General features: G+C 38.9%; 8 protein-coding genes. 6 read left to right on the plus strand and 2 right to left on the minus strand.

The window, feature by feature from the left end; all coding sequences use genetic code 11:
- Window positions 1–190: 190 nt before the first annotated feature.
- Window positions 191–8,683, plus strand: coding sequence for a type I polyketide synthase (locus XEN7305_RS16480; RefSeq protein ID WP_006510607.1), 8,493 nt, complete (start codon window positions 191–193; stop codon window positions 8,681–8,683).
- Here XEN7305_RS16480 and XEN7305_RS16485 read toward each other — a convergent pair.
- Window positions 8,673–9,326 (minus strand): SRPBCC family protein, encoded by a 654-nt coding sequence (locus XEN7305_RS16485; protein ID WP_006510608.1) that lies wholly within the window; start codon window positions 9,324–9,326, stop codon window positions 8,673–8,675. The genes XEN7305_RS16480 and XEN7305_RS16485 overlap by 11 nt on opposite strands.
- Window positions 9,327–9,407: 81 nt before the next feature.
- On the opposite strand from XEN7305_RS16485, the gene XEN7305_RS16490 reads away from it, so the two are divergent.
- From XEN7305_RS16490 to XEN7305_RS16500, 3 genes are all read left to right on the plus strand, one after another.
- On the plus strand, window positions 9,408–9,710 hold the full coding sequence (locus XEN7305_RS16490; RefSeq protein WP_006510609.1) for a type II toxin-antitoxin system HigB family toxin: 303 nt from the start codon (window positions 9,408–9,410) through the stop codon (window positions 9,708–9,710).
- Window positions 9,691–10,110: a type II toxin-antitoxin system HigA family antitoxin gene (locus tag XEN7305_RS16495; RefSeq protein ID WP_040898302.1), complete on the plus strand. Its 420-nt coding sequence runs from the start codon at window positions 9,691–9,693 to the stop codon at window positions 10,108–10,110. Before XEN7305_RS16490 ends, XEN7305_RS16495 begins: the two co-directional genes overlap by 20 nt.
- Window positions 10,111–10,243: 133 nt before the next feature.
- Window positions 10,244–10,795 carry a dihydrofolate reductase family protein gene (locus XEN7305_RS16500; protein ID WP_006510611.1) on the plus strand — a complete coding sequence of 184 codons (552 nt, stop codon included), beginning with the start codon at window positions 10,244–10,246 and terminating at the stop codon, window positions 10,793–10,795.
- 105 nt (window positions 10,796–10,900) lie between these two features.
- Here XEN7305_RS16500 and XEN7305_RS16505 read toward each other — a convergent pair whose 3' ends face one another.
- The gene (locus XEN7305_RS16505; protein ID WP_144053297.1) at window positions 10,901–12,625 is read right to left on the minus strand and encodes an aconitase/3-isopropylmalate dehydratase large subunit family protein; all 1,725 of its coding nucleotides are present in this window, start codon (window positions 12,623–12,625) and stop codon (window positions 10,901–10,903) included.
- 250 nt (window positions 12,626–12,875) lie between these two features.
- Here XEN7305_RS16505 and XEN7305_RS16510 point away from each other — a divergent pair, with 250 nt between their 5' ends.
- Window positions 12,876–13,547, plus strand: coding sequence for a glutathione S-transferase family protein (locus tag XEN7305_RS16510; protein WP_006510613.1), 672 nt, complete (start codon window positions 12,876–12,878; stop codon window positions 13,545–13,547).
- Between the two features lie 153 nt (window positions 13,548–13,700).
- Window positions 13,701–14,300 carry a DUF6151 family protein gene (locus XEN7305_RS16515; protein WP_006510614.1) on the plus strand — a complete coding sequence of 200 codons (600 nt, stop codon included), beginning with the start codon at window positions 13,701–13,703 and terminating at the stop codon, window positions 14,298–14,300.
- Window positions 14,301–14,533: the final 233 nt, after the last annotated feature.

Below are 14,533 nucleotides of genomic sequence, written 5' to 3' on the forward strand. Positions count from 1 at the left end.
CGCAAAAAGCCAATATTATGGATACTTATTACTCATTACTTCTTACTTATTACTTCCGCGAGCGGTACCAATCCCAAAAAATACTCTCGAAAAAAGTTCCTTTATAGGGACAATTTGCGATACAGTAACTCTAAATTCAATTAAATTTATTTTTGATAAATTGGTGAGTTAGTGGGTGAGGTGTGATCGCATGGGAAAATCTGGACAACGGGAGCAGTTAAATATTTCTCTTAGTCGGGGAGCTGTTTTACCAACTTCTGTTTTAACAACGCATACCTTACCAGAAATCCTTGACCGCGCTGCCCAACTAGAAACCGGAATCACCATTTGCGGTCCCAACCAACAAACAGATTTTCAATCCTATAGTGATTTATCACAAGAAGCTGCCAGTATTCTAGGAATGTTGCGCCAACATGGATTGAAACCGCAATATAAAGTAATTCTGCAACTGAATAATACTCGGCATTTTTTTGCTGGTTTATGGGCTTGTTTTTTGGGAGGATTTGTCCCCGTTCCTTTGGGAGTCGAACTAGGATTAAATCGCAACCATAGTAAATTGCTGCAAGCTTGGCAATTATGTGATGCTCCGGTGATTCTTACCGAGGAAAACTTAAAACAGGAAATAATCAAATTAGACGTCAATTTATCATTACTAGTAGTTGAAGAGCTCTTAGATAATCCTCCTGATCGCAATTGGCATAATGCAAAATTAGACGACTTGGCACTGTTACTCTTCACTTCAGGCAGTACCGGTAAACCCAAAGGCGTCATGTTATCAGCACGCAACCTTTTAGCTAGCAGCTACGGAATGGCTAAGGTCAATCAGCTGAGTCGGCAGGATATTACCCTAAATTGGATGAAGCTAGAACATGTTGCCAGCTTGGTAATGTTCCACCTCACGGAAGTTTACTTAGGATGTCAGCAAATTCAGGTTGACAGCGAACTGATTTTACAAAATCCTCTGCAATGGTTAGATCTAATCGATAAATATCGCGTTACGGCTAGTTGGAGTCCGAATTTTGCCTATAATTTGGTCAATGAGCAGCTCATCAATACAGCACAACAGAATTGGGATTTATCATGTCTGCGTTGGCTGGGCAATGGTGCCGAAGCAGTTGTTGGTCAAACGACCCAGCGTTTTTTAGAATTGCTAGCTCCCTATGGTTTAGCACCAAATGCTGTTAGTCCTGGTTACGGTATGTCGGAAACTTGCTCAGGCATTGCCCATTCCCATAACTTTAATTTGCATCAAGATGCTGAATTTGTCGAAGTGGGAGCCCCGATTCCTGGGGTAGCTTTGCGGATTGTAGATGAAGCGCATCAGATTCTCCCAGAAGGACAAATTGGTTTATTACAAGTCAAAGGTGAAACTGTAACAGCGGGTTACTATCAGCAACCAGAATTAAATCAAGAGATTTTTACGGCTGATGGTTGGTTTAATACGGGGGATTTGGGGTTTTTAAAGCAGGGCAAACTGACAATTACTGGTCGCCAGAAAGATGTGATTATTGTTAATGGGGTTAACTATTACAACCATGAAATTGAAGCTGTTGTTGAGGCGATCGCAGAAATCTCAATTTCCTATACGGCGGCTTGTGGCGTCATAGATTCCCATCAGCAAGAGCAAATAGCAATATTTTTTCATAGTAAAGTCACAAAACAAGATCAACTAAGGAATTTAATTAAGACAATCCGCAAAAATGTTTTTGAGCAAATTGGCGTTGCCCCCAACTATATTATTCCTGTAGAGCAAACCGAGATTCCCAAAACTGCGATCGGGAAAATTCAACGTCCACAACTCAAAAAAAGATTTGCCGCAGGGAAATTTGATTCTGTAATAGAAAGCATTGCTGAGTTGCTCAATAATCGAAATCTATCTCAGCAAGAATTACCTCATAATGCGATCGAGCAAAGATTAGTCGCAGTCTGGCAAGAAGTCTTGAAGTTGGAAACAGTTGGGGTGAATGATAATTTCTTTGAGTTGGGCGGAAATTCCCTGTTGCTGATGCAGGTATTGAGTAAGTTGACCAAGGCAGGCGATCGCCTTTCAGCGGTGAATCTGTTTCAATACCCGACAATTGGGGCTTTAGCTAATTATCTAAATAGTGATCGCAAATCTGAGGCAGTACAACAAGGAAAACTACGGGGTGAGCTGCGGCGCAAGAAAACAGGTAATCAGGATATTGCCATTATCGGGATGTCTTGCCGTTTTCCTGGAGCTAACAATATTGAGGAGTTTTGGGATAACTTATGTAATGGTGTCGAGTCGATTAGTTTTTTCAGCGATCGCGAAGTCCTGGAATCTGGAGTTGATAATGATTTATTGAATAATACTCACTATGTCAAAGCTAGCCCGATTCTTGACAATATAGAAGACTTTGATGCCGATTTTTGGGGTTATAATCCCAAAGAAGCCCAATTATTAGATCCTCAACAGCGCTTGTTTCTCGAATGTGCTTGGGAAAGTCTCGAAGATGCAGGATATGATCCTCTGAGTTATCCAGGGGAAATCGGACTTTATGGTGGTGCCGCGACTAATACTTATTTGCTCAATCATATTTATCCCAACCGTCACAAGATAGATGAGCGCGATCGCCTACGGATAATGAATCTCAGTTCGATGGGCGGTTTCCAGGTTACCGTTGCTAACGATAAAGATTATCTGGCTACCAGAACATCCTACAAATTGAATCTCACTGGCCCCAGTGTCAATATTCAAACTGCTTGCTCTACCTCTTTGGTTACAGTTCACTTAGCTTGCCAGAGCTTAATCAATGCCGAGTGTGAAATTGCTCTTGCGGGAGGAGTTTCTGTCCATACACCCCAGAAAATGGGTTATTTGTACCAAGAAGGCATGATTTTATCTCCCGATGGTCATTGTCGGGCTTTTGATGCGGATGCGGCGGGAACGATCTTTGGTAGTGGTGCCGGGATGGTGGTGTTAAAAGTTTTAGATAAGGCGATCGCAGATGGAGATCGCATCTATGGAGTGATCAAAGGGTCAGCAGTCAATAATGATGGGGGGAATAAAGTTGGTTATCTGGCTCCGAATGTCGATGGACAAACCAGAGCGATCGCGGAAACTTTAGCGGTTGCAGACATAGCACCGGAAACTATTAGTTATATTGAAGCCCACGGCACAGGAACCAAGTTAGGTGACCCCATTGAAATCGCGGCCTTAACCCAAGCATTCTGTAGGGGCGAAGGGCCATTCGCCGCCAGGCAAAGTCATTGCGCGGTTGGTTCAGTCAAAACCAATGTCGGGCATTTGCAAATGGCATCGGGCATTGTAGGGTTAATTAAAACAACTCTTTGTTTATATCACCAAAAAATTCCAGCCAGTTTACATTTTAGTAAACCTAATCCACAAATAGATTTTGATAACAGCCCTTTTTACATTAATAATCAATTACAAGATTGGCAAGCTGCTAATTATCCTCGTCGTGCCGGGGTGAATTCTTTAGGGATTGGAGGAACCAATGCCCATCTTATTATTGAAGAATTTATCACTAAAAAAGCAAAAAATAATCAACCACTTCCTGCTTATTTATTAACTCTATCTGCTAAAAATAAAACTGCTTTAGCAGAATCAAACAAAAGCTATCAAGAATATCTAATTAAACATCCCGATAGTAATATGGCAGACATTTGTTTGACCAGTAATCTGGGAAGACATCATTTTGAATATCGTCAGGCGATCGTTGCAAGGAGTAAAGAAGAGTTAGCTAATAAATTACAAGAAATATCAACAGCGAGTATTATCCAACAAAATAATAAAATAGCCTGGCTCTTTACAGGGCAAGGTTCGCAATATATTGGGATGGCACAGGAATTATATAGTACCCAACCTTTATTTCGCGACAACATTAATCAATGTGCTGAAATTTTAAAGAATTATTTAGACAAACCATTACAGGACATTATTTTTGATAATGGCATATCACATCGGAAAAACGCAGCACGTAGAGACGTAGCATGCTACGTCTCTACAGGAACGGGAACGGGAACGGAAATTGATCACCAACAATTAAAAATCAATCAAACACAATATACCCAACCCTTACTATTTGCGATCGCATATTCTTTGTCACAATTATGGTTATCCTGGGGCATTAAACCTGATGTGGTGATGGGTCATAGCCTTGGGGAATATGTCGCAGCCTGTATTGCCGGAGTATTGAGCTTAGAAGATGGCTTAAAACTTGTGGCAACAAGAGGAAAGTTAATGCAAAGCTTGCCGAACAATGGTGCAATGCTAGCTGTATTTAGCGATATTAATAGGGTTAACAATTTATTAAACCAAGATGTCACAATTGCAGCTAATAATGGATCTCATTTAGTACTTTCTGGCTTAAAAAATGCTGTTACTAATATTGTCCAAAAACTAGATTTATTAGCAATAAAATATCGATATTTAAAAGTATCCCATGCTTTCCATTCCCCTTTAATGAAACCGATCGCAGAAGAATTTAAAGCAGTTGCCCAAACAATTGATTATGCAACTCCTGAGATTCCCATTGTTTCTAATCTCACAGGAGAATTAGCTACTGATGCGATCGCGACTTCCGATTACTGGGTCAATCATATTTTACAACCAGTTAAATTTGACCAAAGTATCAAATTCTTAGACGAACAAAAAATAAATATTTTCCTAGAAATTGGAGCCAAGCCTACATTAATTGGTATGGCAAAAAATATCTTAAACAATAAAATATATTTACCTAGCCTGAATCCTCAGCTTAATGACTGGCAACAATTATTAGAAAGTCTCAAACAATTATATCTTCAGGGAGTAACAATTAATTGGTCAGAAGTAACTAGAAATTATAACGGCACAAAAGTATCTTTACCGACCTATCCTTTTCAACGAAAAAGATATTGGTTTGATCTTCCTCCGGAGATTCCTCAACCTCAAATCAGAAAAAAACATGATCGCCTGACAATTACAAGTCGCACCCCATTAACCATAGATAGCAATCAAATTAATGGAGATATTGACAAAAACAAACTACTTAATTCTTTTCATCCTCTGCTAGGAAAACCACTGACCTCTCCGTTAAAACAAATCATCTTTCAATCTCATCTACAACCCGAAACTATTAATTGGTTACAAGAACATTGTTTAGAAAACAAGCCAGTATTGCCAGGGACAGCATATTTAGAAATCGCGATCGCAGCTGGCAGATATCACTTGAAAACGAATAAGCTAACCATAGAAAATGTCGCCATCACCTCCCCTCTCCTTATAGGAGAGGGGTTGGGGGAGAGGTCAGAGAATATCCCCGAAATCCAAACAATCTTAACCCCCGCAAAAGAATTAGCAACCTGGGAAATTTATAGCTCCAACAATAATGACCAATGGCAATTACATAGTTCTGGTCGAGTTGTACCTTTAGTTAGTAAAGCAGAAGATATAGATCTAGAATCTCTACAAAATAAATTTATAGGCGCAGAATTAGATATCAAACAATATTATCAACAATGCCAGAAACGAGGTCTTAATTATGGTCAAAGTTTTCGGGCAATCAAGAAACTATGGGCAACAGATAACCAAGCTTTAGGTCTCATAGAATTACCAAATAACCTAACTAAAAATAGCAATAACTATTATTTGCATCCTGCATTATTAGATGCTTGCTTACAAATACTATTTGCAACTTTACCAGCAGAATTACAAAAAATAACCTTTGTTCCCATAGGTTTAGATAAACTGCATTTACATGAACTTTCTGGAAATAGAGTCTGGAGTTATCTAAAACTAAATAATAATCGTAATCATAAAATTCTCACAGCAGATGTTTGGTTGTACAGCGATCGCGGTGAACTAATTGCCAAACTCGAAGGCTTAAAATCTCAAGCAATCAAATCTCAAGCAACTTGGCATAATTGGCTATATCAACAACAATGGCAAGCACAGAAGCTACAAACAGCATATTCCTTGCATAATAAACCAGGTACTTGGTTGATTTTCGCCGACAATACAGGAATTGGTAAACAATTAGTCACGCTTTTAGAATCCCAAAACCAGCAATGTTATGTAGTGATTGACCAAGACAATCATAGTCTTAATTCTAATGCTCTCGAATCATGGCAATTCTTAATTGAACAATATTCAGATATCAGGGGAGTTATTTATCTTTGGAGTTTAGATAGTAGAGAAGATTGGCAAGAATGCAAAAATTATTTATACCTGATCCAAGCCCTAGCAAAACAAAACCTACCCCAGAATCCTCGACTATGGTTTGTCACTCGAAATGCCCAAGCTGTAAATAGTTACCAACTGACATCAGGAATTAGACAGTCTTGCCTCTGGGGAATGCAAAAGGCGATTGCCTTAGAATATCCAGAATTATCTCCCTGTGGTATCGATCTTGATTGCCATTACTCAGAGCATGATATCGAAAATATTTTTCGAGAAATTGCCGCTGCCGAGAACGAACAAGTTGCCTATAGAAATAACCAACGCTACATATCGAGATTAGTCAAATCTAATTTAAATTTTCAATCAGCAAACTCACAGTTACAAATCACTAACACAGGTAATTTGGATAGCTTACAGTGGCAGTCGATTTCTCGTGAACAACCCAAAGATCATGAAATAGAAATCCAAGTCCAAACTACAGGACTCAATTTTCGCGATGTCATGGTTGCTCTAGATTTATATCCTGATGAGGCCAAATTTTTGGGTTTAGAATGTACGGGAATAGTTACCCAGATCGGCAATAAGGTCAGTAATTTTAAGATTGGCGATGAGGTGATTGCCCTGACTGCTAATAGTTTTGGTGAGTATCTTACCGTCAATTCTCTCCTAGCAATTCCCAAACCAAAATGTCTGAGTTTTGAGGAAGCGACAACTATTCCTGTAACCTTTCTTACTGCTTACTATACTCTCTCCCATCTGGCACAGCTCCAGCCTGGGGAAAAAATCTTGATTCATGCCGCCGCAGGTGGTGTGGGCTTAGCTGCAATTCAGATAGCACAGCAGCTCGGCGCGGAAATTTTTGCGACAGCTTCCCCTGGCAAATGGGAATTGCTCAAATCGATGGGAATAACGAATATTATGAATTCCCGTAATCTAGATTTTGCCGATGAAATTATGTCGGCGACTAATGGTCAGGGTGTAGATGTAATTTTAAATTCCCTATCGGGTAAATTTATTCCTCAAAGTCTCTCTGTACTCAATAATCGGGGGCGTTTTATCGAGATAGGAAAGCAAGATATTTGGCCGAAAAATGATATTGCCCACATCAAGCCAAGTATTAGTTATTTTATTGTCGATCTTTGGCAAATTACTCAAAATAAACCTGAATTAATTCAGCAAATGCTGAGTGAGTTGTTGCCCCAATTTACCACAGGACAACTTAAGCCTTTACCGCAGACAATATTTACTAGCGATCGCATTACCGAGGCTTTCCGTTACATGCAGCAAGGAAAACATCAAGGGAAAATTGTCATCACCCAAAATCCCCAACTCCCCAAATCATCTCCTATCCTCCCTGTCTCTCAACCTCAAATATTCTTTCGAGGAACATATCTAATCACGGGCGGCCTAGGCGCGATCGCTTTGCAAGTAGCTGAATGGTTAACGACAAAAGGAGTAGCAAATCTTGTCTTAGTTGGGCGCAATGGCATCAGACCTGAACTAGAGAATGGCCTGAAAAAGTTACAAAATAAAGCTCAAGTAACGATCATTCAAGCCGATGTTGCGGACGAGAAACAGCTAAATCGTGCTTTAGAACAAATAGAATTGACCTTACCACCACTAAAAGGGATAGTCCATTGTGCTGGTGTTTTAGAAGATCGCGTAATTAGTCAACAAGATTGGGCAAGTTTTACCAAAGTTCTCGCCCCTAAAGTTCAAGGAGCCTGGAATCTGCATAATTTAACCCAAAAATATGATCTAGAAAGCTTTATACTTTTTTCTTCAGCAAGCTCTCTACTAGGAGCTGCGGGACAAGTTAATTATTGTGCGGCCAATGCTTTCCTCGATGTCTTAGCTCATGCACGTCGTGCTCAAGGGTTGCCTGCGATCGCGATTAATTGGGGTGCTTGGAAAAATACAGGTCTTGCCTCAGAAACTCATATCAGCGAAAGTTTGCAACAAAAAGGCATAGGGAGCATAGATCCGCAACAAGGAATAGAAATTTTAGAGCAGCTACTATTGCATTCTCCTACTCAAATGGGAGTAATCCCTATTGACTGGAATCTCTGGCAGGCGAATAATATCTTTGCTCCTTTTTATGAAGAGTTAATTTCTGAGCAGGCTATAAGTGAAACTAATTTTAAGCAACAATTATCTGTGACAACTTCTGAGCAGCGTCAAGCTTTATTGATTGCACAAATTACTCAACAAGTAGCTAACATTTTAGGAATTAAAGATTTAAATACCATTGACTTAGATTTGGGCTTTTCTGAATTAGGCTTGGATTCTTTAGGCTCTGTAGAGCTCAGGAATAAACTGCAATCTAATTATGATATGAAATTACCGGCAACGGTTATTTTTGATTATTCTAATATTAAAGTCCTAGCTGATTATTTGTTCTCAATATTATTTACTAAAGAATCAAGCCAAGAAACTGTAGATCCTGAAACTGAGAATTGTGATTTGACTGAATTTGAGAATCTCTCGGAAGTGGAAGCCGAAGCTATGTTGTTAGAAGAATTAAAAGATTTTAACTTTTAGACCGTTTGGTTATTTCCTGCGCGATCGCATCTAAAGTTTCTTCTAAAGTACTTTCATAAATGCCATAAAAGAAAAGTTTCTCTGTATTCGATTCAGGTTGAACTTTTACAGTATGAGTCACTAAGATTTGATTGGCTGTAATTTTTTCTATTTGCCAAGTTCCTTGTAGCTGCTCTAAGTCTCCTTCTACAATTTGAAAATCTATTTTTTGTGGTTTATTTTCCGTGGAGGCAATTTGTACGGTAAATTGTTCTTCAAACAACCATAAATCTACTTTATTGATTTGTTCAAAAACTTTGCGATCGCCCTCTTCCTGGATAATTTCACTAGAAATAATATTTGGTAAAAAATTCTGAAAATTATTGTAATCGGTTAAAACCTCCCAAGCCGTATCTAAGTTTCCCATGGTGATGACTTGACCTACATAATCACCTTTTTCACCTTTGAGGATGACTTTCCCTTGATTTAGCTCAGTCTGTTCTTGGGTAGATAATTGGATTTCTGTGGGTGTGATTTCTTGGGCTATAACAGTGTAATTTAATCCTAAGCTAAGAGAAAACAATAAAATAAGTTTTTTAGTTAAGTCTTTAAGGTTGATTCTGTATCGCGCAAAGACGCCAAGACGCAAAGGTTTTTTATTCATAGTGAAAATATAAAGGGGATTTATTGCCAAAAAGTTTTCAATATGCAAACATAAGTTTAGAGTTTTCAATTTGAAAACAATATGCACTTAATTTCTGCTGGAAAGCTCAAACGCTCAGCATCTAAGTATCCAGATGCCGCCAAAGCCATCCAAGCTTTTTGTAAAACTATTAAACAAGCTCAATGGCAAAATTTAGTTGATGTTCAAAAAATTTATCGAGATGCTGAAGCAGTAGGCAATTTTACTGTTTTTAATATTAAAGGCAATCAATACCGTCTGATTCTTGATCTTGATTATTCTGAACAGGTGGCATATTTTAAATATTTTTTACCCCACTCTGAATATGATAGAGAGCAATGGAAAAATGACTCTTACTTTAAATAACAAAAACTATCTTCAACTTTTAGCTCAAGCTAAGATTATCCCCAAAATTATTGAAACTGAGGCAGAATACGAACAATATTTAGCAGTAGCAGAAAATCTGATTGCCAAGAAAAATAATCGTACCCTGGAAGAAACAACCTTATTTAGACTGCTAGTAAAATTGATAGAAGACTATGAAGAAAAAGTTTATGACTTAGAAGATTGGAGTAATCTATCACCCCATGAAATATTACAACATTTATTAGAATCGAGTGGGACAAGACAAACCGATTTGGTTGGAACAATCAGCTCTTCAAAAGGTCTAATCTCATCTATAGTGAATGGGAAACGAGCTATTAGCAAAGAACAGGCTAAAAAATTGGGAATCTATTTCAAAGTAAATCCGAGTTTATTTCTTTAATATTGATTAGGTATGACAAGACTAAGCTCTGTTCTAGAGATCGCAAAATTAATATCAAACAAGGAAAATTAAATTATTCCGAAACAAAAAGTACTATATTGAAATACTAATTACTTGCAAGTCGGGAATAACCATGAGTTTAGTATCATCAGTATTTATTGCAACTAGTCTAGACGGGTTTATTGCAAGGACAGATGGAGAACTTGATTGGCTAAATTCCGCAAATAAGACTGTGCCAGAAGGAGAAGATTGTGGCTATCATGCCTTCTTTAATTCTATTGATGTCTTAATTATGGGAAGAAAAACCTATGAAAAAGTCTTGTCATTCGGGCAATGGGCCTACGGAAGTAAACCTGTAATTGTCTTAAGTCGCCACAAACTTGAAATTCCTGAGCAAATAGCTAAAAATGTTTCTCATTCATCAGAATCTCCCAAAGATTTATCTGAACGTTTGTCGAGGGAAGGCTTTAAGCGAGCATATATTGATGGGGGGACAACCATACAGCGATTTCTCGACTCAAAACTTATCGGCGATCTAACTATTACCCTAATTCCCGTAATTTTGGGCAGCGGAGTTTCTTTGTTTGGCGATTTACCACAAGATATTTCACTTAGACATGTTGAAACCAGAACTTACGATTTTGGGTTTGTTCAGTTGAAATATCAAGTAATCAAATCAGAATAGATATCTTTAAAACTGACAAGATATCTAATAAATGTGGAAGAAAATAAGCTATTTATCAACAAAAGGCCGATAGATCAATACTTAATACCCATTACTCATTACTCATTACTCATTACTTTCGTGCAACGACACAAGTTGATCACTTATCTTGCCTTGAATAGCAGAAATACTAACAACTCTAGGAGAAGCTAAATAATTTTTACCAGTGGGATCTCCTGTCCGTCCTGTAAAATTACGATTCGTCGCATAAATTCCCGTTTCTTTTTTCCCTAAAACTCCCCTACCAGAATTAATACAAGCACCACAACCCGATTTAAGAATTTGCACTCCTGCTTGTTCAAAAATAGCAAAATAGCCCAAATCTTCGGCCTGCTGACGTACCAATTGAGAAGCAGGAACAACATACATATTCACTTCGGGTGCAACATGTTGATTCTTCAAAACCTTGGCCGCCTCGGCTAAATCAGTTAGCTTTCCACCAGTACAAGAACCAATGAAAGCCAAAGTAATTGGGACTTCGGGTAATTCACTAATACTGACAACGCGATCGGGTTTTGGTGGGCAGGCAATTTGCGGTTCCAGCTCGCTGAGATCAAACTGGTAAATCTCTTCATACTCTGCATCAAGATCTCCAGTGATAGTTATAAATTCACCTTGATTCTTATCTTGTAAATATTTAGATGTAATAGTATCAGGAGCAATCAAACCACAGATAGCACCACATTCAACCGCCATATTACTCAAAGTCATTCGTTCGTCGATCGCTAATTGTTCGATAATCGATCCCCGAAATTCAATTACCTTGGCGATCGCACCTTGACAGCCGATTTGCCCCAAGATAAACAGCATAATATCTTTGGCACTGATATGTTCGGGCAAAGTTCCCGAAAGTTCGATCACAATTGTCGGCGGAACCCGAATCCACATATCTCCTGTAGCTAAAATATTTGCCATATCAGTAGTTCCCACTCCCGTCGAAAAACTACCAAAAGCGCCATAGGTGCAACTATGGGAATCGGTTCCTGCAATAATCATGCCTGGATGAATTAAGCCCTGCTCTGGTAACAAGACATGACAAATTCCCGATGCTTCGCCAGGAGAAACAAGATCGAACAGTTGGCAATTATGTTGATGGGCAAAGCCGACCATCTGTTCGTAAAGTTTAATCGCTTGGGGATCGCTGCGAATATCGTTGACTTGAATAAAATGATCGGCAACTAACACAACCTTGTTCGAATCCCAAATCTGAGTATCACTGCCAAAATACTGGTGAAATAATTGAAAGACAGGAGCTGCGATCGCATCATGGGACATTGCTAAATCTACCTGGGCAAAAATCACCTCACCTGGCTGGACATAATCATTCCCCGAAGCGGCTGCGAGCATTTTTTCGGTCATTGTCATCGGGCGAGCTGCCGTATTACTTTGGGGAATAGTAACTTTGCCTTGTAAACGTTGCTGATTAAAAGGGATTAAGCCTCCTGCTTTTGCGATCGCCCTAACCACAGGATTATCTTGAGATTGATCAATAATTTCTAGATTTAAGCCGATATTAATACTATTGCGATAGAAAATCTCGGCAAAAGAACGAGCACGCACCAACTTAATTCCAGCAGCTTTGATGGCGATAGGCGCATATTCTCGACTGGAGCCGCAACCAAAATTTGCGCCTGCTTCAATAACTTGATACTGCAACAAACTATCGATGCCAATTAAATGTTCGAGCACATAATGTTTTAGGCGATCGGGGTCAGGATTGGTCGTCCGATGAGCAGGGATAATATCATCGGTGTTGATGTCATCCCCAAGTTGTAGAACTTTTTCTTGCATTCTTTTAGCAACCCCCATACTCCTAAATCTACATCATTTAATCCGCGAGCGCATTTAGCTAACATCGCTCGGTTAGCAACTGTCAAAGCTTGAGATAAATCCATAGTTCGCTCAACTTGCCTGAATTCAATCAATCTTACCGAAAGTGAAGAAATTTTCCCATTTGGCTTGTTTGAATGTTGAGTTAGTGTAGTTTTGGTAAGATACCTCCCTAAACGAGATTGACAATTAGGGTACTAAATAAGCACTTATGAGAATAAAAGCCTGGGAATTGTGTTTAACTGTAGCAATATCTATATTAATGCCGACAATTGCCCAAACCCAAGAAATTGACCCCCAAAATATTGAAACAACAAACTCCCAACTTTCTTTAATACTTTATGGCGGGAAAAGATCTCGCTCTCAGGTAGTAGCTTGGTATCTAGAAGAATTGGGAATTGCTTATCAAGATGAAAAACTAGATCTTCGTGCTGGAGAAAATAAACATCCTGAATATTTAGCTATTAACCCAATGGGAAAAGTTCCTGCATTAGTAGATGGTGATTTTAACATTTGGGAATCGGGAGCAATTCTCTGGTATTTGGCAAATAAATACGGCGAAATGCCCTCAGATTTGATCGTGCAATCCGAGACGATGCAGTGGATACTATTTGCTAATTCTACTCTTGCCAATGGACTTTTTATAGAAGATAGGCAAGAACAAGAAATGCCTCGATTATTAACTCCCCTCAATGAGATATTACAAGACAATCCCTATATTATGGGAGAAGAATTTACTGTTGCCGATGTTGCTATTAGTTTCTATTTATACGCAGCCAAAACACGTTTTAATTTAGAGTGGCAAGAATATCCTTTTGTAGTTGATTATTTAGAAAGACTGACTCAAAGAGAAGCATTTATTAATACTGTAGGACAACGCTAAAACGCGATCACGCGACCCGTAGCCGACCGATCTCTTTTAATGCCAAGTTAAGAGATTTCTTAGGGTTCGCTTCAGAAAATCTATATTTCTTAGGGTTTGGCGAGCGACATAAATACACTAGAAATCAATAGGTTATTCCCGAATATAAAGACAATGGTTCATTCAATTAGCTGTAGCTGTGGTAAGCTCCAAGGTCAGATTAAGCACATTCACAATATCAATAGATGTGTTTGCTACTGTGCAGATTGTCAGGCATTTGCGCGTTATCTAAACAAGGAAGAGGAAGTTCTCGACGAACAGGGCGGAACTAGCATCGTACAAACCATTCCAGAAAATGTCGTTTTTTCCCAAGGCATTGAAAACCTTGCCTGTATCCGCTTAAGCGATCGGGGTTTATTGCGGTGGTATGCAGCTTGTTGTCATACTCCGATTGGTAATACTCCACCAGACGCTAAATTTTCTTTTGTAGGCTTAGTGTACAGTTGCCTCGGTTCGGATCAGAATGTGTTGGACGAGACTTTTGGCTCGATAAAAATGTATGTCCATACCGCAGATGCCTTGGGCGAAAACAAGCCTAAATCACAAGGTACTTTCCTGGGAACTTTGCGGATATTGGGAATGATTTTGAAAGCCCGCTTGACTGGCGCTTATAAAAACACGCCATTTTTTGTTTCGGGATCTACTAGCACTTCCATCGCTACTCCCAAAGTTCTTAGTGAAAATGAGCTTGCTGAGGCGATGAAAGTAAAGTAATAAAGGCAATACCAATTGACTTTATATGCCTTGAACTGTTTTGTTTGGACTTATTCGTAACCCACTAATGTAACGACTAACATGTTTAAATCCTGCTTCTTTACGAAAAACTTTTCGGTATGATTCAAGGAACTTTGCAATCGTTCTGGGTATGCCAACTAGAGGAAGCATTTTTCTTGACTTATATTTCCTTCTTTACTTTCTCATTTTTCTGCTAACCTTCCAAGTCGTGT

Origin of the sequence: Xenococcus sp. PCC 7305 (genome assembly GCF_000332055.1) — a bacterium.
GTDB lineage: Bacteria > Cyanobacteriota > Cyanobacteriia > Cyanobacteriales > Xenococcaceae > Xenococcus.